This is a genomic window from Streptomyces sp. NPDC047880, from assembly GCF_040706515.1.
Taxonomy (GTDB): Bacteria; Actinomycetota; Actinomycetes; order Streptomycetales; family Streptomycetaceae; genus Streptomyces.
Genome location: NZ_JBEZOK010000006.1, coordinates 116,725 through 134,572, shown reverse-complemented (window position 1 = coordinate 134,572; position 17,848 = coordinate 116,725). Strand labels below are relative to the sequence as shown.

Annotated in this window: 25 protein-coding genes; all 25 read right to left on the bottom strand. The window is 70.9% G+C overall.

Annotated elements, in window-relative coordinates; all coding sequences use genetic code 11:
• Position 1: 1 nt before the first annotated feature.
• The gene (locus tag AB0937_RS12085) at positions 2–907 is read right to left on the bottom strand and encodes a hypothetical protein (RefSeq protein WP_366711227.1); all 906 of its coding nucleotides are present in this window, start codon (positions 905–907) and stop codon (positions 2–4) included.
• Complete coding sequence (locus AB0937_RS12080; protein ID WP_366711226.1) at positions 883–3,123, bottom strand: phage tail tape measure protein; 2,241 nt, start codon at positions 3,121–3,123, stop codon at positions 883–885. Before AB0937_RS12080 ends, AB0937_RS12085 begins: the two co-directional genes overlap by 25 nt.
• Positions 3,124–3,172: 49 nt before the next feature.
• On the bottom strand, positions 3,173–3,310 hold the full coding sequence (locus AB0937_RS12075) for a hypothetical protein (RefSeq protein WP_366711225.1): 138 nt from the start codon (positions 3,308–3,310) through the stop codon (positions 3,173–3,175).
• Positions 3,311–3,381: 71 nt separating this feature from the next.
• Positions 3,382–3,867, bottom strand: coding sequence for a hypothetical protein (locus AB0937_RS12070; protein ID WP_062028888.1), 486 nt, complete (start codon positions 3,865–3,867; stop codon positions 3,382–3,384).
• Positions 3,867–4,337 (bottom strand): hypothetical protein, encoded by a 471-nt coding sequence (locus AB0937_RS12065; protein ID WP_366711223.1) that lies wholly within the window; start codon positions 4,335–4,337, stop codon positions 3,867–3,869. The genes AB0937_RS12070 and AB0937_RS12065 overlap by 1 nt, the downstream gene beginning before the upstream one ends.
• A 13-nt stretch (positions 4,338–4,350) precedes the next feature.
• Positions 4,351–4,767, bottom strand: coding sequence for a minor capsid protein (locus tag AB0937_RS12060; RefSeq protein ID WP_062028501.1), 417 nt, complete (start codon positions 4,765–4,767; stop codon positions 4,351–4,353).
• Positions 4,760–5,113 (bottom strand): hypothetical protein, encoded by a 354-nt coding sequence (locus AB0937_RS12055; RefSeq protein ID WP_062028499.1) that lies wholly within the window; start codon positions 5,111–5,113, stop codon positions 4,760–4,762. Before AB0937_RS12055 ends, AB0937_RS12060 begins: the two co-directional genes overlap by 8 nt.
• Positions 5,110–5,427, bottom strand: a complete 318-nt coding sequence (locus tag AB0937_RS12050; protein WP_062028497.1) for a hypothetical protein — start codon at positions 5,425–5,427, stop codon at positions 5,110–5,112. The genes AB0937_RS12055 and AB0937_RS12050 overlap by 4 nt, the downstream gene beginning before the upstream one ends.
• Positions 5,424–5,813: a hypothetical protein gene (locus tag AB0937_RS12045; RefSeq protein WP_062028495.1), complete on the bottom strand. Its 390-nt coding sequence runs from the start codon at positions 5,811–5,813 to the stop codon at positions 5,424–5,426. Before AB0937_RS12045 ends, AB0937_RS12050 begins: the two co-directional genes overlap by 4 nt.
• Before the next feature lie 4 nt (positions 5,814–5,817).
• On the bottom strand, positions 5,818–5,949 hold the full coding sequence (locus AB0937_RS12040; RefSeq protein WP_366711221.1) for a hypothetical protein: 132 nt from the start codon (positions 5,947–5,949) through the stop codon (positions 5,818–5,820).
• 20 nt (positions 5,950–5,969) lie between these two features.
• Positions 5,970–6,827, bottom strand: a complete 858-nt coding sequence (locus AB0937_RS12035) for a hypothetical protein (protein WP_062028493.1) — start codon at positions 6,825–6,827, stop codon at positions 5,970–5,972.
• Between the two features lie 71 nt (positions 6,828–6,898).
• Entirely contained in the window at positions 6,899–7,636 is a 738-nt protein-coding gene (locus AB0937_RS12030; RefSeq protein WP_366711220.1) for a hypothetical protein, read from the bottom strand.
• Between the two features lie 118 nt (positions 7,637–7,754).
• The gene (locus AB0937_RS12025; protein WP_062028489.1) at positions 7,755–7,934 is read right to left on the bottom strand and encodes an Rmf/CrpP fold protein; all 180 of its coding nucleotides are present in this window, start codon (positions 7,932–7,934) and stop codon (positions 7,755–7,757) included.
• 2 nt (positions 7,935–7,936) lie between these two features.
• The gene (locus AB0937_RS12020; RefSeq protein WP_062028487.1) at positions 7,937–10,180 is read right to left on the bottom strand and encodes a phage minor capsid protein; all 2,244 of its coding nucleotides are present in this window, start codon (positions 10,178–10,180) and stop codon (positions 7,937–7,939) included.
• A gap of 19 nt (positions 10,181–10,199) precedes the next feature.
• A complete protein-coding gene (locus AB0937_RS12015; protein WP_062028485.1) occupies positions 10,200–11,678 on the bottom strand; it encodes a phage portal protein in 1,479 nt (492 codons plus the stop codon).
• Between the two features lie 6 nt (positions 11,679–11,684).
• Positions 11,685–12,965, bottom strand: coding sequence for a PBSX family phage terminase large subunit (locus tag AB0937_RS12010; protein ID WP_366711219.1), 1,281 nt, complete (start codon positions 12,963–12,965; stop codon positions 11,685–11,687).
• Between the two features lie 4 nt (positions 12,966–12,969).
• Positions 12,970–13,500, bottom strand: a complete 531-nt coding sequence (locus tag AB0937_RS12005) for a helix-turn-helix domain-containing protein (RefSeq protein ID WP_366711218.1) — start codon at positions 13,498–13,500, stop codon at positions 12,970–12,972.
• A 19-nt stretch (positions 13,501–13,519) separates the two neighbouring features.
• A complete protein-coding gene (locus tag AB0937_RS12000) occupies positions 13,520–13,711 on the bottom strand; it encodes a hypothetical protein (protein ID WP_062028479.1) in 192 nt (63 codons plus the stop codon).
• 166 nt (positions 13,712–13,877) lie between these two features.
• Positions 13,878–14,213 carry a YnfA family protein gene (locus AB0937_RS11995; RefSeq protein WP_062028477.1) on the bottom strand — a complete coding sequence of 112 codons (336 nt, stop codon included), beginning with the start codon at positions 14,211–14,213 and terminating at the stop codon, positions 13,878–13,880.
• Positions 14,214–14,223: 10 nt separating this feature from the next.
• A complete protein-coding gene (locus AB0937_RS11990) occupies positions 14,224–14,538 on the bottom strand; it encodes a hypothetical protein (RefSeq protein ID WP_062028475.1) in 315 nt (104 codons plus the stop codon).
• Complete coding sequence (locus AB0937_RS11985; protein ID WP_366711215.1) at positions 14,519–14,965, bottom strand: MerR family transcriptional regulator; 447 nt, start codon at positions 14,963–14,965, stop codon at positions 14,519–14,521. Before AB0937_RS11985 ends, AB0937_RS11990 begins: the two co-directional genes overlap by 20 nt.
• Positions 14,962–15,297 (bottom strand): hypothetical protein, encoded by a 336-nt coding sequence (locus AB0937_RS11980; RefSeq protein WP_062028472.1) that lies wholly within the window; start codon positions 15,295–15,297, stop codon positions 14,962–14,964. Before AB0937_RS11980 ends, AB0937_RS11985 begins: the two co-directional genes overlap by 4 nt.
• A gap of 192 nt (positions 15,298–15,489) precedes the next feature.
• Positions 15,490–15,894, bottom strand: a complete 405-nt coding sequence (locus AB0937_RS11975; protein ID WP_062028470.1) for a hypothetical protein — start codon at positions 15,892–15,894, stop codon at positions 15,490–15,492.
• A gap of 84 nt (positions 15,895–15,978) precedes the next feature.
• Positions 15,979–16,431, bottom strand: a complete 453-nt coding sequence (locus tag AB0937_RS11970; protein ID WP_062028468.1) for a hypothetical protein — start codon at positions 16,429–16,431, stop codon at positions 15,979–15,981.
• Positions 16,432–16,491: 60 nt separating this feature from the next.
• Positions 16,492–17,712, bottom strand: coding sequence for a hypothetical protein (locus tag AB0937_RS11965; RefSeq protein ID WP_062028466.1), 1,221 nt, complete (start codon positions 17,710–17,712; stop codon positions 16,492–16,494).
• Positions 17,713–17,848 lie beyond the last annotated feature (136 nt).

The window sequence follows — 17,848 nt, the reverse complement described above, 5'->3', positions numbered from 1 at the left end:
CTTACCAGTAGGCCGAGCGATAGCGCACGGTTGCCGTCGCGGTCGGCGAGCTGCCGGGCGCGGCGCGGAAGATGAGGGATGCGGTGCCGGGGGCGAGCGTGAACGTCTGCTCGGGCACTGAGCGCGAGGTCGCGGTGTAGATCCGCGAGGCGGTGCCGTTGAGGACGACCGTTCCGGCGAGGGTGTCGACGGTGAGCACGTCGCCGGCCGCGAGGGGAAGGTCGTACTCGATCACGTCGCCCGTGGTGAGGTTCGTCAAGGCGGGCAGGATCATCGGGCCCCGGAACTCGACGACCGGGTGTGTCTCGGCGTCGCCGGCATTGAGCGTCGACAGGGCGCCCGTACTGCCCGGGGTGCCGAACACCAGGGGCCACACGAGCGGCCACGACAGGCCCGGTTCGGACATGGGCAGGGTTGCCGACACGCTGCGCTCGGTCAGTTCGTAGCGGCGCGGGTCGGTGGCTTGGAACTCCAGCGCTGCGCCCGTGATGGTGCCGAGCCGGTATCCGGGGCCGGCGGGGACGGCGCGGCGGGTGGCGCGGGCGTACGCGAGCAGGGGCCCGCGCTCGTCGAGCCATGCGACGAACGGGCGCTCGTCCTCGACTGGCACCGTGCCGGCGTTGAGGGCGGCGACGGTGGCGCCGATCGTCGCGCGCGGGGCCCGGACGACCATGTCGTCGAGGGTGATCGTGCGGGCCTGTGCGAGCAGCCGGCCCGGGAACGCGCCGTGCGCGTCCGCGCGCGCCACGGTTCCGGAGTCAAGGGCGGGAAGGTCCTCCCATCCGGTGATGGAGCGCCACCGGTAGGGGGTGCCGGGGCCGAGCAGTAGGTCGCCGTACTGCACGTGCCCCGGCCGGGTGACCTGGTCTCCTGCCGCCACGGTCACCCCCTTGCCTTCGCGAGCCATGCGAGGGCCTTCGCGTTGTCGTCGGGGGTGCCGTTCTCGGCGGCGTGCCAGTGCTCGACATGGACCGTCGCGCCCGACGACGCGTACGGCGAGCCATAGGCGCCGGCGGTGGCGCCGGCGAACTGGGGCACGGCGGGCGGGGTGACCAGGTTGGACATGACGCGGTCGAGGGCGCCCTGTCCGGCCCGGATGCCCTTGACGACGCCCGCGGGAATCCAGCGGCCCACGCTGCGAGCCATGACGCGACTTGGGCTGTGAATGCCGAGTGCCTTTGCAATCGGGCCCGGGATCAGATCCTTTGCCCAACTGATCAGGGTGGAGCGCAGCCACGAACCCATGGATCGAATGCCGTTCCACAGGCCGCGCACGACGTCGGTCCCCTTGTCGTACAGCAACTGCTTTAGGGAACCGATGCCGTCAGAGATTCGCTTCGGCAGTCCGCGAACCCACGTGACCATTTCTCCGGCCTTGTTGACCGTGGCGGTTTTGATGTTCTGCCAATGGCTGATGATCAGGCCGAGTAGCGTCCACTTGAGGAACGCGTTATAAAGCATCTCGGGGATACCCTTGACCCAATTAACAACGGCGTTCCATCCGGCTATGGCGCCCGATCTGATGGTCGACCAATGCTTGATCAGTAGGCCGATCAGTGTGAAGTTCAGGAACGCGTTAACCGCGGCATCCTTGGCCCACACGATTTTGCCGACGAACCAATCCCAGAGGGCTAGCGTCCATTTCTTGACGTCGTCCCAATAGGCGATGATCAGGACGACCAGGGCGGCTATCGCGAGGCCGACCCATCCGATCGGGCCCATGGCGACGATCCACGCTTGCGCCATCTGCGCGCCCGCAATGAGCGACTGAATACCGAGCGCGGTAATCACTGGAATGACAACGGCGGCGATGATCGCGGCGAGGGCGGTAAAAACTCCTGAGTGCTCGCTCACGAATGAGAACAGCGAGGAAAGGACAGGCAGAACGGTGTTACCGATGAACTCGGTAAGTGTCTGCATGGCGCCACGCTTGAACGCCTCGATCTTGACGCCGGCGTTGTCGCGCAGGCTGTCGCCCATCTTGCCCGCGGCGCCCCCGACCTGCCCCAACGTGTCTACAGCCTTGGACGGGTCCAGCGCGTACAGCGCGGCTTGCATGTCCTCGGACTTGGTCTTGAAAAGCGAGACTGCAAGGGCGTTGCGCTCGGCGGGGTCCTTGATCTGCCGCATAGAGTCAAAGATCTTGTCCAGTGCGGCCGATGCTTTCGGTCCGCCCTCGGTAAAGGCGGCCTGCATTTCCTTGCCGTTCAGGCCGATGGACGCGAAAGCCTTGTCGACGTCCGGCCCGCCGGCCTGCACGGTAAGCAGGAACTCTTTCAAGGAATCCGCGACGACGTCGGTATCCCTCGCGCCGGCCTTGAGACCCTGCGACATAAGGCCCGTGGCCGTAGTCGCGTCTAGGCCGATGTTCCGGAAAATCGTCGAATACTCGTTGAAAGTGTCGGCGATATCGTCGGCCCGCGGGCCCATGTTTTGCAGACCCTTGGTCAGTACGTCAAGGGCCTCCGTGCCGTTCTTCGCAAGTCCAGTCTTGAGCATCTGCCCGACCGCATTTGCGGTCTGGCCGAGATCCAATTCGAAGGTGTTTGAAAGGTCGCTGACCTTCGTTGCGATGCTCTGAATTTGCGCATTGGTCGCGTCCGGCGGGGCGATACCCGCGCGCATGGTCGCCGATATCGCGTCGGCTGCACCTTGGAAATCCTCGGTGACGGCGTCGGCGTACATGGCGCCGGCTATCTCGCCGTACTTCTTGGCCTCCGCCGGCGTGGCGCCGAGCTGGGCGCCGAGCTTGCCCGTGATCTGCCCTTGTTCGAGGGCCTGGCCAAAGCCAGTCATGAGCAGGGCGCCCGCGGCTACGCCGATTCCGGCGAGGCCGATTTTTAGGCTGTCGGACAGGCGTTGGCGGAGACTTCCGCCGGTCGCCTCGCCTACGTCTGCGCCGGCGGCGGCGACGTCTCGGCCGGCGTCGCGGACTCCTGCGGCGGCGGTGGTGGCGAGGCCGTCGCCGAGCGCGGTCCCGGCCTGGCGGCCGGCGCGGTCGGCGTCGGATGCGATGGTCGTCGCGGACGCGCGTACGGCCTGCTCGGCGCGGGACAGGCCGGCGTCGACCCCGGACTCGTCAATCGTGATCGTGGCGAGCAGTTCGCCCACGGTCAACGCCACGGCCTCACCTCCTAGGGTGGTGCCGGCCGTGGTGCCGGGCGTGCTGGTGCTACTGGGCCGGTAGGCCCGTGATCCGGGCTATGTCCTCGGGGGAGTCGGCGCGGCGCGGTGTGCGGCGCCACGCGCGAGCGAAACGCGAATCAGGGGACAGGGCGCCGACCAGGGCGACGAACCGGCGGGTGGACATGGCGGCCAACTCCGCCGGCCGCACCTGGTGTTCGCGGGACAGGTCGCCCTCGATGGCGAGCCAATGGCGGATTACCGCTTGCCAGAACTCCGCCGCTTCCCGTTCTTCGGCTTCGCCCTGCGCGCCGCTCGGTTCGGCGCCGGGGCTTTTCCCGCGGCGCGGGCGCGCTCCTGCTCGTCGTGTAGCTCGGCGGCGCGCTGCATGGTCACGCTGCCGGGGGTGCGCACGTTGGCGGCCGAGTAGATCAGCACGATTCCGAACTGTCGGTCGGTCATGCCGTGCTCGGCCCACGTGTCGAGGGTGTCGCCCCCGAACAGCGTCCCCAGCATCTTGCGCACGTCGTTGGGGTCGTTGCTGTCCTGCACGCGCTCGGCCTGAAGCGTGAACATCAGGGGCAGGGAGTCGGGCAGTACGTAGCGGGTGCCGTACAGGGTGAACGACTCGCGGGGCCGGCTGGTGTCCTGCTCGGCGAAAAAGGCGTCAAAGTCGGCTGGGTCGCCGGCGGCGGGCGCCTGCTCGTCGAGGTCGTCGTCGTACGCCGTGGTGTCGGTCGTCATCAGCCGGCCACCGTCGCACTCGTCGGGGCGCCACACCTGGTGATGGTCGCCGACCAACTGGTCTTCTCGTTGGTGCCTCCGCCCTGCTCGCCGGGCGTGACGGTGGCCTCCCACACGACCCACTTGGTCTGTGTCTCGTGCCGCCACCGGACCATGTTCCGCGACTCGATTCCGAGACGCTGGGACCATTCGGCGTCGACGTACGCCTGTCCGGCGTCCTGGGCCTTGGTCGTCTTGTCGATGCGGAACTGACCTTCCAGTTCGAGGGTGGCGCCCCTCTGCATCACGTCCTGTTCGTAATGGCCTTCCGAGTCAAACGCCGTGGTGTCGGCCGTCTCCTCGTTCTCGCCGGGGTTGTGCGTGAACGTGGTCAGTCCGGCGATCGGAAGCCACGTTTCCTCAGTGGCGTTGGCGTCCTCGACCTGAAAAATCCAGCCGCGAGCGTCAATCGGCCTGCTGCTGCCTGCCATGGGGCGGGCCTCCTTACGGGGTGTCGGTGGGGCCGGACACGTCAAGATCGAAATTCACGACGTGCTCGTGTCGGCCGGTGCTGTCGGTCCCCATCGGGGCCGGGGTGCCGCGCGCGGCGGCGAGGATCAGGTGAGTGCCGTCGGGTAGCTCGACGCCGGCGAGGCCGTGCAGCGCGCGGTACAGGGCCGTACAGCGGGCGCGGGAGACGCGGGGGTCGGCGGTGCCGCGGACGCGCACTTGTAGGCGGGGGGTGTCGGCGTCGTCGCGGGCCTGCGGCGGGGCGCCGTCGTACAGGGCGAGGGCGACGGCCTGGTCGGGGGTGGGCGGCATCGTCTCGACGAACGTGTCGCCGGCGAGGCCGGCCGGGTCGTAGGTGAGCAGGCCGCGGCCGTGCAGATACCGGGCGATGCCGTCGAGCAGGTCAGCCACGGAGTGACCTCCGCACCTGCGCGGCGATGATCTCCTCGACCGCGGCGGCTTCCTCGGTGAGGGGGCCTTCGAGGTACTTCGCGGTGCGGCCGGCGTCGTGCCGCAACGTCATGTCCTCGTGCTGGCGGACGGCGTACGGCTGGTCAAAGCTGACGCCGGCCGTCAGGGACGTCTCGTCGACGGACGCGACGCCGGATCGTTCGAGGGTGCCCTCTTCGATCGGGACGCGGGCGCGGGCGCGTTCGAGCACGTGCTCGGCGGCGAGCCGTAGGCCGCGGATCGCTCCCTGTCGGGTGCCGCGTATGGCGGCGGCGCTGTTCCATGTGAGGCGGGCGCGGGCGGTCACTCGCAACTCACCTCCGTACACGCGGGCACGGGTAGGCCCGGTGCGCTGTGGTCGGCCGTGGTGATCGCTGTGGTCGTGCGTCCGCCGGGCAGGGTGAGCCGTGATCCGGGCGGACAGTTCAGGTCCGGCGCGGTGATCACGGTGGTCGTGCTGAGCACTTCGCGGCCGTCGGCGGCGCGCTGCATGCGGTTGGCGGCGGCGACCAGGGCGGGCACGTCGGTGACGGGCGGGCCGTACTGCGGGCCGTATGCGCCGTCGCCGAGATACGGCTCGACGGTGACCCGGTGGCGGAGCAGGTAGGCGGGGACCCTCACCAGATCACCCCCGGGAGCAGGCCGGCGCGGCGTAGCGCGCGCTGCGCGCGGGGGGCGAGGTCGAGGTCGCCGACGGCGTCCGGGGCGTCGCGGCGGTCGCCGAGCGACACGGGGCCGATAGAGACGCTGCCCCATCGGCCGGCCGCTCCGGTGCCGTCGTCGCCGGTGGCGAGCTGGTACTCGACCTGTGCGCACGTGGCGTCGGCGAGGGCGAGGACGACGGCCGGGTCGGTCGGCATGCCGGCCGCGTCCGTGGCGTACGCGGCGCACAACAGGGCGTCCTCGACGTCCTCGGACGCGCGGGCGAGCAGGCGCTCGGCGCCGTCCGGTGCCGGTTGCCCGGTCCACGCGCTCAGTTGCTCGGGCGTCGCGTAGATCCGGGGCACGGGGTTACTCCTCCTTCTTGGTCCGGGAACGCGAACGCCCCGCGGGCTTGTCTGCCTGCGGGGCGTCGGGGTCGGCCTCGGTGTCCGTGCCGTCCGGCTCGTCGTCCGGCGGCTTGTGGTAGCGGCGCAGCATCACGGCGGCGCCCTCCTTCCTGATCAGGTGGCGGCGAGGGTGCCGACGGCGACGCCCTTGTCGTCCAGCCGCTTGACGGCGTAGTGCAGGGTCGTGGTCACGACGGTGGAGCGCGCGAGGATGTCGCGGTCGGACTCGACCAGCGGCCGGCGCTTGTAGAGCAGGCCGAGCGCGCCCCGCTTCATGAGCAGGAACTTGCCCGCGGCGATGCGGTTCGTCAGGAAGACGGACACGCCGCCGATACGGCCGATGCTGCCGGTCACCGCGGCGGACGGGCCGTTGCCGAGCTTGGCGGCGTCGACGAACTGAGGGTCGGCGAGGGCGTCGGCGTACTGCGCGCTGTTCAGGTACAGGCCGGCGAAGTCGTCCGGCTCCCACTCGTCGCCGAATACGGCGATCGTGGGGACCATGGCGCCGAGCCACGAGAACTTGGTGACGCCGGCGCCCGCGGTGAACTTGAGCGGGTTCGCTCCGCCGAGCGTGGTCTCGTCGGCCTGCGCCTGGGTGATCAGGTCGGCGTCGACCTTGCGCGCGGCCAGTACGCCGAACTGCCGGCGGGCCTCGGCCTCCGGGTCGCCGAGACTGACCAACTTGGCCTTGTCGGTGATCTCGACGGCCTTACCGACCTCCTTGATCACGGCCTTCGCCGAGCTGGTCGACATGGCCACGGGGGTCATGGGGGTGGACTCGCTGAGTTCGTCGAGGTCGCCGAGCGCGCCCCACTTGGGAAACTCGATCTCCTCGCCGGGGGCGCCTTCAAGGGTGTTGTCCTCGACGACGGCGGCCGATCCGCCGACGCGGACCTTCCCGACGAATGCGGCCTGCGCCATGTCGCCCCAGACCTCGGGGACGATCATCGCTGCGCTGGTGGTCTTGGCCATGGGTGGTCAGTGCTCACTCTCTCCGGCGCGGTCGCCGGGCGGTTGGGGGCCCGGCGCGGTCGCCGGGCGGGTCAGGAACCGGCGAGGCGCCGGTATGTCTCGGGGTCGGACTGGTGGAGGTCGACGCGCTCGGCGTACGACATGGCGGCGAACTGCTCGGCCGTGACGGCTCCGGGGCCCGGGGTGCTGAAGTCGGCGCCACCCTTCGGCGCGGTCTGCGGGGCCGCGGCGAGGTGCTCGTGAGTGGCGAGCACTCCCTCGATCGCCTGCTTCACCGCGGCGGGGTCGGCCGGGTTGATGGCGGCGAGTGCGCGCATGGCGGCCTGCGAGTCGAGCAGGCGGGAGACGTCGGCGCCCGCGGCCGGGGCGGCGGCGATCACGGCAGACTGCAAAGCGAGCTGCTGCGCTGCGCCCTGTCCGTCGGTCACGACGCGCTGCGCCCACTGCGGGAGTCGGGCGACGTCGCCGTCGGCCGGCGGCGCCGGCTGCTGCGGGACGGGCGCGGGGGCCTGCGGCGCGGCCGGCTGCTGGGGCGCGACGGCCTGGGCGCGCGTGCGGTAGTCCGCGGCTTCGGCGCGGGTGTCCCGAATGAGCTTCTGCGCCCACTCGGGCAGCGAGGCGACGTCCTGCGGCTCGCCCCCCGGCGCGGCCGGGGTCTGCGGCGCCGGCTGCTGCGGCTGCTGCGGGGTCTGCGCGGGCATCTGGGGTGCCTGCGGCTGCTGGGGTGTCTGCGGTGCCTGGGGCGTCTGCGGGGCGCCCTGGGGCGCGGTCTGCGGCGCTGCCGGGGCGGCGGGGGTGGGAGTCGACACGGGGTCCTCCTGGGACGGTGTCCGGGGCCGGTTGCGCCTGGCGTCCGGCCGGATGCGGGCAAACGAAAAGGGGGCCCGCTCCTGGCGGGCCCCCTCGGGGGTGGTGCTCGATGTTCAGCTAGTCGGCGACGTCCTGGTCGACCTCGTCGGCGACGGGCCGCGCGCGGGCGTATCCGCGTATCCACGCGGTCTGAAGGATCGACGTTCCGGGGTACGGACACGCGGTCGGTGGGTCGCCCTGCTCGCCGGCCGTACGGCCTTCCTGCGTGGCTCTGACGACGTCCTCGCGCGCACCCATGGTCACCTCTTGTTCTGCTGGTCGGACTCGTTATGGCGGGCGCCCTCGGCCCATCGCTGGGCCTTGCCGGTCACCTGCTCGATGAACTCGGCCTGTGTGAGGCGCCCGTGTTCGGCCCACCACTCTTTCAGCTCGTCCGACGCGCGGGCGTGCGCGATACGGGCCGGCCCGCTGAACAGCGTTGCCGGGTTATGGCCGGCGGCCTGCGCCTTCTTGTTGAGCAGGTAGCCGTTACAGGCGTCCTCGGCGGCGAGGTACTGCCGATACACGTACTCGTCGTACAGGGCGCGGGCCTCACGGCGGGTGATCTTGTGCCGCTCGTCCTGGTCCTCGCCATCGTCCCGGTACAGGCGGCCGGCGGCCCGTTTCAGGTCGTCCCAAAACGTGGCGTCGGCGGCCGACGGCGGGGTGTCGTCGAGGGCGCCCCACGCGTCCGGGTCGGGGGTGCGCTCGCCCATGGTCTCGGCGAGGGCGTCGCGGTCGGCGAGCAGGTCGTCGACCGCGTTCCCGGTCGCGGCCGGGGGCGGTAGCTCGACGCGGTCGCGACGGTCCATCTCGCCGGCGATACGCAGAATCTCGCGCTCGTCGGCGTACTGCATGGCCCATGCGAGGTCGTCGTCGCCGGCGGCGGCGACGTCGTCGAGTAGGCGACCGCTGGGGAACAGTCGGCCGAGCAGGTCGCGGCGCGCGGCCTCCGCGGCGATTGCTGCGCCCTCCGGTCCGTCGCCGGCGGCGCGGTAGCGGGCGGCGAGCTGTTCGTCGGACAGGCCGACCAGGTCGGGCCGGACGTCGGGCAGACGGCCGGCGCGGTCGCGGCGGTCGGTCTCCGCCATGATCCGCACGCGGTCGCGGTCGTCGACGTGGGACCACACGCGGGCGAGGTCATCGTCGGACAGGCCGAGCAGGTCGTCGACCAGACGTCCGCCGGGGGCGACACGGCCGAGCAGGGCCTCGGTGTCGCGGCGGTCCGCCTCGGCCTCGATCCGCCGGCGGGCGCGGTCGTCGAGCGGCGTGCGCAGTGCGGCGGCGAGCTGGTCGTCGTCCATCTCGCGCAACGTGCGATCGTCGCCGGACCACACGCGGGCGCGCTCGACCTGATCGGGCGCGGGCGGTCGTGGCGAGGCGGGAAGGTTCCCCGCCCCTTCCTGCTCGCGGTGCCTGAGCCGGCGCAAGTCGGGATGGTCGGCGAGGTGCTGGCGCATGTTGCCCTGCCACGCCCGCACCTTGGCGGCGGCGGCCCGCTTCTCGGCCGGCGTGGTGGCGACCGCCTCGCGGCGCTTCCACTTGCGTATGTTCCGCTCGATGGCGCGCTGTCGCTGTCCGGCCTCGTACCCCTCGGGGTCCGGCTCGGCGTCCTCCACCGTGGTCAGACCCGGGGTGTACGCGGACACGGAGTGCCGGCAGTTGGGGTGTTGCAGCCCTCGGGCGCGCGCTTCTTCGAGGCTGCCGGCGACGTCCACGCGGACCATGCGGCCGTCCTCGACGGCGTGCTCGACCTCGATCGTCCGCGGTCCGGACGGGCCACCGATCGTCAGTACCTGGCGCTCCCACGGTCGGCAGAGCGGGCACTCGCGCGGTGAGTTGGAGACGACGACCAGGTCGACGCCGTGCTCGGCGAGTGTGCGCATGTGTGCTTCGGTCGCGGCCCGCGCGGTCGCCGTCCGTACTGCCATCTCGGCGTACGACGGAAGCGACCAGCGGCGGCCGGCGGCGTCGACGAACGCCCGGATACCGGCGTCGGCGAACTGCCGCAACGCGTCTTGCACGGCCTGCCGGCGGGTGCCGGTGCCGAGTAGGGGAGTTGCGGCGACGCGGGAGACGACGGCCCGGAAGGTGTCGACGACGGCCCGCAGGATGCCGCGGTGCGTCGCGGTGACGACGTCGACGGCTTCCTGTGCGAGGCGATCGACGGCCTGCGCGTTCGGCAAGCGGTCGTCGACCAGGCGGCGGGCGTCGTCGGACAGGGCGCCGATTTCGGCGACCGCGGACCGGTGCCCGATGTTGTACGCCTCGGCGACCGCGTCGAACACGTCGAGGCTGGTCGCCTTGGCCAACTCGTCGACAACGGCCTGTGAGGCGCGGCGTACCTGCTGCACGGCGGCGAGCTTGGCCTCGACCCATCCGGGCGCTTCGAGACCGGCGGCGAGCTGCCGCGCGATGATGCCCAACAGCCGTTCCTCGGCGCCGGCGTACAGATCGCGTGTCGTCGCGGACAGATCCTCGACCATGCCCGGGTGGATCGGCACGGCTCACCCCCTGGTCGTCCTACGCGGCGAGGGGGTACGTCCCGCCGGGGTCGGCCATGTCCGCGGCACCGGTCTCGCGCAGGATCGCGGCGACCTCGGCGTCGACGGCGGTGTCTTCCCAATCGGGGTGCAGCCATCGGACCTTGGTCGCGGTCGACACGGCCCCGGCGCGCTGAAGTAGTTCGAGCGTGGTCGCCGTGTTCTGCTCGGACTCCGCGACCCCGTCGCCGAACTCGACGCGCGGGCGCTCGGGCGTGATGCGCTGCCCGAAGTGCACGGCGTCGAGCTGCAACTGAACGTGCAGGCTGTGCGCGAGGGGGTTCCGCCAATACCCGGTCTTCTTCTTCCGGGTCACCATGGACCGAGCGTCGCGGCTGTCGACCTCGGTCGCGGTGATCGGCTGTCCTCCGCCGTCGAGGCCGAACGACTGGGCGCTGTATCCGGCGGACTGGGCGGCCTGCCTCATGAGCGCTTCGGCGCTGCGCTGGTGCTCGTCGACCCTGATTTCGAACTGGTTCAACGTGATGCCGTTGCCCTCGGTGGGCGGCATGCGCAGCGAGTGCCAGACCTCGCGGTCGTCGTCGAACCCTGCTCCCTGTCCGGGTCCGTAGTCGCGGAGGTATCCGTCAGGGACGATCAGCCGCGCGCGGGCGAGGCGAATGTCGCGCATCCATGACGTCCACACGTCGTCAAGCGAGGCGAACAGGTCGCGGATGCCTTGGAAGTCGCTACGCCCCATGGGGCTTGACCGGTGCAGCCGGTTGGGCCCGATGTTCGGCACGTAGCTGATCGTCAGGTCGCGGATGCCCGTTGCGACGCTGACCCCGTCCTCGCCGAGACTGCCGACCAGGTCGGCCGTCTCGGGGTGCTCGGACAGAGGGACGGCACGCCCCAGGTTGTCGGGAGTGCCGACGTACAGGCCGTGCAGGATGCGCCCGACCTCGTGCCGCTCGACGTGCCGAAAGATCGTCGAGGCGGTCGAGCCGGGGAGATCACGCCACAGGGTGGCGGCGCGCAGCATGCCCCATCGGAACTCGGGGGCGACGTTGTCGGGCTGCACGACGGACAGGATCGGCCGGTCGACTAGTTCGCGGTCCCACGTGGAACGCAGGTAGACCCCGGACAGGGCGGAACCCTGCTCGGCTCCACCGTGCAAGATCTGCTGCAACTGCCCTTCGTCGACCAGGGCGTCGAGGCGTTCCTGTGTCGTCGTGTCCGTGACCTTGATCGCCGGCATGTCACCGAACAGCAGGTCGGCGGACGTCGCGGCGATATCCGACGGCATCGGCACATGCAGCCGGTGCCGTGTCCGGCGCGGCTGCTCGCGGCGCCGATTCCACGGGCCGCGGCGGTGCGGCGCGGTGAACTCCTCCTCGCCGCACGCGCGGGCGATCCGGCGGCGGTCTCCGGAGTACCAGGCGTCATCGGTGCGCATCTCGGCGTAGTACGGGGCCCACTGCGGGGGCGGCCACGCTGCGCCGTTGTCGGGCAGTGCCATGGGGGCTCACCTCCTGGTGGTGGGCGTGGTCAGCAGGTGCCGCCACTCGTGGGCGGTCGAGTGGATCGCGTAGCGCAGTGCGTCGACCGAGTGGTCGTCCACTTTCAAGGGGGCGTCCTCGCCGCGCTCGGATGCCTTGGGGTCCCATGAGTAGCCGGGGAGTTCGCCGAGCAGGCCGCCGCACGACCGGTGCACGAACAGCAGGTCGGCGGCGAACAGTGCGGCCACGGACCGGATGCCGTCGGCGACGGTGTTGTCGGCGCGCGCTACGCCCGTGTGGTCGTCGTGCCAAAGCTGAGTTGAGAACGACTTTGCCGACGGGTCGACGAACGTCCACTCGGGCGTGACTCCCTTACCGGCGCCGGCCGGCGCTCCGGGCGGCCGGTAGTCGGCGAGCCACGCCCGGACGGCGGCGCTGTACTGCGCGTCGGTCATGGATCGGTGCGCGGCGCGGGAGTCGAATCGCCACTCGGCAACGGCATACAGGCGGTCGTCGTCGCCCATGCCGAGCAGGACGGCCGAGAACGGGTTCGTCGTGCCGTAGTCGATACCGAGCCAGTGCCGGCGCATCGTGGGCAACTCGTCGACGACGTGCCGGTCTTCGTCCCACTCGCTGTAGATGGCGCCCTCGGCGACGACCCATGCGCCGTCGATCATGCGCTTGCGCCACAGACCGGTGTACTCCGCGGCGAGCGCTGCGACGTACTCGGGCGACAAGCTGGGGTTGTCCGCCAACTTGAAGTGCCACGCCCGCATGTCCAGTTCGGCGAGGCGGTCGAGGTATCCGACCTTCAACCAGTGGCGCGGGCTGTCCGGGTTGGTCGTGGCGTACAGGCGCGCGCCGGGCACGGACAGGCGGGCGAGTAGCTGGGTCCAAAACGCCTCGGGCAACAGGGTTGCCTCGTCGACGTAAGCGAGCTGGGCGGTAAGGCCACGTAGCCGGCCCTCGGCGCGGGCGTCCGCGGCGCCGATCAGATGGACGGTGCGCCCCAGGATCGTTGCCGTGGTCGCCCCGCGGGTGTGCACGACGTGTCGGGCGAGGGGGCCGAACAATGCGCGGTCCTGTAGGGGCTCCAACACGTTGCGCTCGATCGTCTGCAACGACCGACCGACCACGATGATCAGGCCGGACGGTCCGGCCGTGGCGACGGCGATCACGAACGCCAGCAACGACGCGATGGTCTTCCCGGACCGAACGGACCCGTGCCACAGGTTGATACGGGCGGTCGCCTGCCCGATGCTGCGGAGCTGCTTACGGGACAGGGGCAACCGGTCGAGGTCGAGCACAGGCTCACCCCCCGGCGGCGCCCCCGTCGTCGTGGGCCTGGTCGTCGTTGGCGGCCTGTGTCAGTGCCTCGCCGAGTACCCCGAGCATCGAACGCACCTGCTCGGCGTTCTCTCCACCCTCGGCCGGGGCGAGGCGTAGCGAGGTGCTGACGGCGGTCTGTACCGACGCGATGATCTGGCGTTGGTCGACGAATCGCGGCTGGTCGAGGTTGACGTGTTGCCAGTGCCCCTCTTTGCCGGCGAACTCGCCGTGCACGGCCGGCTGCCAGAGCTGCACGCGTAGGCGCTCGGCGTCGTCCTGTAGGGCGAGGGCGAGGGCGGCGCGGCGCGCGGCGAGATCGGCGGTACGGACGCGGGTCGCGGCCTCGACCTGCGGGGCGCGGTCGAACGACAGGGGCGGGTCGAACTGCCCGGCGATCTTCGACACGGTCGAGGGTGAGCGGCCGAGCGCGCGGGCGATCTCGTTCCGGCTCTTGTCTTGCGCGTGCAGTTCGCGGACGCGGCGGCGGTCCTCGTCGGTGATGGGGCGGGCCATGGCTCACCCCCTGCTCGGTCTACGCGTTCAGCTCGACGCGGTGCCGTACGGCCTCGGCGGCGAGCGACCACGCGTTCTGTACGGGGCGGGTCAGTTCGCCCCAAGGGGGCAGTTCCTCGCCGCTCACGGACCGGTTCTCTACGGCCGTCGCGTACGCGTCGTATGCGTCCTGGCCGAGTCGGGCAGTGTCGGGGCGAACCTTGAAGATCACGGAGCCTCCCGGATGCGGGCATGAAAAAACGCCCCGCGGCGGTGGGCCTGCGGGGCGTCGTGGTCTGTCTCCGGGCACACCGAAGACGCGGCCAACAATAGGTCACGGAAAGGTCACGACGCAACTCGCGCGCGTGGGCGGGCCCGCGACCGGTCGGCGCGGCTGCTCAGTGGCTGCGGGGTGCGTACATGATCACGGCCATGCCCGCTAGACACACCAGGGCGCCGATGACGTCATAGCGGTCGGGGCGGTAGCCGTCGGCGACCATACCCCAGGCGATCGAACCGGCCACGAAGATCCCGCCGTACGCGGCGAGGATGCGGCCAAAGTTGTCGTCGGACTGGAAAGTGGCCACCACCCCGTAAAGGCCCAGCGCGATGACGCCGGCGCCGATCCAGATCCAGCCCTTGTGTTCGCGGATGCCCTGCCAGACCAGCCAGGCGCCGCCGATCTCGAAGAGGGCGGCGACGACGAACAGGGCAATTGAACGAGCGACAACCATGCTGGTGACCCTACCGACGGCCCGTGCTCGTGATCTTCAGCGGGTCCTGGGACGTCTTGCAGCCGCACCCGTCCGCATCCGCGGTCTTCGGCGAGCAGGAGCAGGAGTGGCGTCGCTGGCCGAACCACCAGATCCCGGCGGCGAGCACAGCCAGGACGACGGCGAGGGCGGGCAGCCAGCCCACCACCACCCCGGCCCCGGCGCCGACGACGCCCGCTGTGATCAGGACGGGCAGCGCGCAGCACGCGACGCAGGCCAGGGCTGCCAGGCCCCCGAGCGCCTTCGGGGTGCGGTTCGGGCGCAGGTCAGCAGCAGGGTCCGGCATGGCGGTTCTCCTCGGCGAGGTCGGTGAAGGGGATGGGGCAACAGGGACTTCCGGCACAGACCGTCAGGTCGTCGCAGCCCGCTTCGACGGCCGTGGCCAGGGCGGTGCGGATGGTCGTCAGGTCGGCGATCTTTGCGTCGACCTCGGCGATCTTGGCCGCAGCCCGCTCTTGGAGGCCCACGACCGGGCGGCCGTGGCGGTGGCGGCCTGCCTCCAGGAGTTCGGCGACCTCCTCCAGCGTGAACCCGAGCCGCTGGGCGGCCTTGATCACCCGCAGCGCGGTCACCGCGTCCTCCCCGTAGAGGCGGTGACCGCCGTTGCTGCGTTCCGGCTCGGCCAGCAAGCCGCGCCGCTCGTAGTAGCGCAGCGTCTGCACGTTCACCCCGGCCGCTTCCGCGACCTGTCCGCTGCGCAGGCCCGTGCTCACCGCGACTCCAGCGAGGCAGCGGTTCGTGCGGCGAGGGCGTCCAAGACGGCCTCGTGCGCTGAATCCACCGAGATGTCCAGGCTGCTCATGTCCTCGCCGGGGGTGATGGCGAAGGTGAAGAACGAGCAACATCCGCTCTCGCGCTCCACCAGGTCACGGGCCCGCTCCTCGACACCCGGCCCGCCGGCCAGGTCCAGGCGCAGCCGCAGCGGACTGGGCCTCGACAGCGAAATCAGACGCTCGGCGAACAGGGCGTCCCACTCCGCGACCCGCAAGGGCTGCTCCTCGGTGGGCAGCGTGCAGGACTGCGGCACCCACGCCAGATCACTCATCGCACTCACTCCCGTCATCGCGCCCCGCTGGTGGGGACACCTCCGACGGTAAACCTGTACCTAGATACCAGATGCAAGTATGGGCGCGCTTTGGGTTGGGAGATCCACTGAGGCCGCCTCCCTCTCTGCTGACGGCGGCGCCCCACCTGCCGACGATCGGGCGGGCGGGGCGCGCTGCTGCCGGTGCGTCGGCTACGGGCGGACGGGCCGTCGGCCGGCCTGCTGACGCTGCGGCGGCAGGGGCGGCTGCTGCTGCCGACGGGCGTCATCACTGCTGGTCTGCCTGCTGCTGGGCGTCCACATGGGGCCGTCGTGCTTGACCCACGGCAGGGACGGCGGGCCGGCTACGGGCGGCGCCTCGACGAACTTGTACGCCTTCAACGTCGGCGCGGTGCCGACGGGTACCGACCGGTGGTGCCATGCGGTCCGGTACATGTCGGCAACGATGCTGACGGCCTTCCGCATGGCGGTCGTCAGATCGTCGCCGGTCTTCATGAGAACGGCGAGGTCTCGGGCGAACTGCTCGTCGAGGCGGACGGTCGGTCGGGTGCCGGCGATCGGCTGGGCTCGGCGCTGGGTACGCTGCGGAGTAGCCATTGGTTGGGGTCGCTCCTGTCTGGTGGTGAGGGCCCGCCCATACGGTTTGTGAGGAACCGGGCGGGCCCGCTTGTGTGTGCGGGCCTACGGGGTAGAGAGGCGTACTTTCTCCTCGCGGATGAACTGAGTGATCCGGCTCGCGGTGTATCCGGTCTCGGCGGCGATCTCGTCGGGGCTCATGTTCCTCAGGCGGGCGCGGAGAGCGATCCGACCCATGGCGGCCTGCACGGCGGCGGCGGCCATGCGTACGGCTCGAACGTCGTCGAGGTGGAAGTCTTCGGCGAGGTTGTCGAGGAACTGGTCGAGGGCGCCGGGGTCCTTGCTGGCGCGGGCCGCTTCGTACTCGTTGGTGAGCCCGTGTGCGTCCTCCCAGGGGGCGAGGTCGTACGGGTTGGTATCACCCTTGGCGGCGCGGGCGGCGGCCGTCTCGCGCTCGTACTTGTTGAACAGGCCGAGCATGTCGGCGACCAGGCGGTCGCTGGCGGTCGCGGGCTCGCCCTCGGTGCCCTGCTCGTTGCCGTTCGGCTGCTGGTCCATCGGTGCTCCCTGTCGGGTCGGGGCCCGCCCTCGGTCGAGGGCGGGCCGGTGGGGGTCGGGTCAGAACGGGGGCTCGCCGTCGAGGGCGTCGACGGCCGCGGACGCGTCGAGGGCGCGGTCGTACTGGGCGCTGATTGCGGCGGCGCGGCGGGCGCGGTCGAGCGGGGTCGGGCGCGGTCGGGGCCGGCACGCGTCGTGCCACTGGGTACCGGTGGGGATCTGGTACCCGCACCCCTCGCAGCGTGCGGCGAGCTGGGCCTCGCGGTGGGCGTGGGGACCGTGCTCGCACAGCACGACCTCAACGGCCTTGCTGCCCGTGTAGCGCAGCACGTCGGCGCGGTCCAGGGCCTCGCGGTAACCGAGTCCGCACATGATCAGACCTTGCCACTCGCCACGGATCACGACGCGGTGCGTTACGGCCCACATCTGCACGGGCGGGAGTGCGAGGGGCTGGGGCTGCTCGGGGGCGAACAGGGCGGGGTACTCGCGGGCGAGGTAGGCGTCGACGGATGCGCGGGTGACCTCGGGCGGGCAGTTGGGCACAACGGCCGGGGGCTCGACCTCGACGGCGGCCGGCTCGGCGGCGCGGTCGTCGAACAGGGCGCCCTGTTCCGCGGGCAACTCGACGGCGAACAGGGCGTCGTCGGCCTGCTGGCCGATCCACTCGCCCCGCCACGTGCCGGCGTCGGCGTCGGCCTCCGTGACAAGCTGCGCGGCGTACAGCGCTTCGTCGTCCTCGACGGGGGCGAGCTGCTGCTCGGCAAGGGCGAAACCGTGCTCGCCGGCAATCTTCTCGGCGGCCTCGATGCTGGCGACGTACAGGCCGTCGTCGAGGGTGCGCGGGTCGCCCTCGATTGTGTGCAGCTCGCCGTGCGCCTCGGTGATGGCGGCCGGCCACGCGCTACGGAGGAAACCGACGACGCGCTCGGCCTCGACGACCAAAACGTCACCGTCGCGGATGTCGTCGCCGCACTGGGTGCGGTTGTACGCGTCTTCGGTGCTGTCGAACTTGTGGACCATGAGGGCGGGCGCGTTGCCCGCGCGGGTGATCCACAGGCGGGCGGCGTCGCGCGTGGCGCGGGTGTAGGCGCGGGGGATGGCGAGGATGTGCTCGGCAAAGCGGCTGATGACGTGCAGTACGCGCGTGCTGGTCGGCTCGATGACCAGCGTTCGGCCGCGACCGCGGCGGGCGGCGTCGAGGACGTCGCGCGTCTCGTCGTCGCTGATGAACCGGTCGGTGAGGTAGTCGGCGAGGGCGCCGGGAATCGTGACGGTGGCCATGGGGTCGCTCCCTTGGTCGTTGGTGTGGGTGCCGGGTGAGGGCCGGCGTTCCTGTCGGGGTGAGGACCCGTCAGGAATGCCAACAGTAGGCATTGCAGCAACAGTTACAGCAATGGTTGCAGCAAGGGTTACGAAA

Excerpts from the sequence above, each read along its gene's own strand:
- AB0937_RS12085 (WP_366711227.1), bottom strand. The coding sequence starts at position 907 with ATGGCTCGCGAAGGCAAGGGGGTGACCGTGGCGGCAGGAGACCAGGTC.
- AB0937_RS12075 (WP_366711225.1), bottom strand. The coding sequence starts at position 3,310 with ATGTCCACCCGCCGGTTCGTCGCCCTGGTCGGCGCCCTGTCCCCTGAT.
- AB0937_RS12070 (WP_062028888.1), bottom strand. The coding sequence starts at position 3,867 with ATGACGACCGACACCACGGCGTACGACGACGACCTCGACGAGCAGGCG.
- AB0937_RS12065 (WP_366711223.1), bottom strand. The coding sequence starts at position 4,337 with ATGGCAGGCAGCAGCAGGCCGATTGACGCTCGCGGCTGGATTTTTCAG.
- AB0937_RS12035 (WP_062028493.1), bottom strand. The coding sequence starts at position 6,827 with ATGGCCAAGACCACCAGCGCAGCGATGATCGTCCCCGAGGTCTGGGGC.
- AB0937_RS12025 (WP_062028489.1), bottom strand. The coding sequence starts at position 7,934 with ATGGGTGCGCGCGAGGACGTCGTCAGAGCCACGCAGGAAGGCCGTACG.
- AB0937_RS12015 (WP_062028485.1), bottom strand. The coding sequence starts at position 11,678 with ATGGCACTGCCCGACAACGGCGCAGCGTGGCCGCCCCCGCAGTGGGCC.
- AB0937_RS12005 (WP_366711218.1), bottom strand. The coding sequence starts at position 13,500 with ATGGCCCGCCCCATCACCGACGAGGACCGCCGCCGCGTCCGCGAACTG.
- AB0937_RS11995 (WP_062028477.1), bottom strand. The coding sequence starts at position 14,213 with ATGGTTGTCGCTCGTTCAATTGCCCTGTTCGTCGTCGCCGCCCTCTTC.
- AB0937_RS11990 (WP_062028475.1), bottom strand. The coding sequence starts at position 14,538 with ATGCCGGACCCTGCTGCTGACCTGCGCCCGAACCGCACCCCGAAGGCG.
- AB0937_RS11980 (WP_062028472.1), bottom strand. The coding sequence starts at position 15,297 with ATGAGTGATCTGGCGTGGGTGCCGCAGTCCTGCACGCTGCCCACCGAG.
- AB0937_RS11975 (WP_062028470.1), bottom strand. The coding sequence starts at position 15,894 with ATGGCTACTCCGCAGCGTACCCAGCGCCGAGCCCAGCCGATCGCCGGC.
- AB0937_RS11970 (WP_062028468.1), bottom strand. The coding sequence starts at position 16,431 with ATGGACCAGCAGCCGAACGGCAACGAGCAGGGCACCGAGGGCGAGCCC.
- AB0937_RS11965 (WP_062028466.1), bottom strand. The coding sequence starts at position 17,712 with ATGGCCACCGTCACGATTCCCGGCGCCCTCGCCGACTACCTCACCGAC.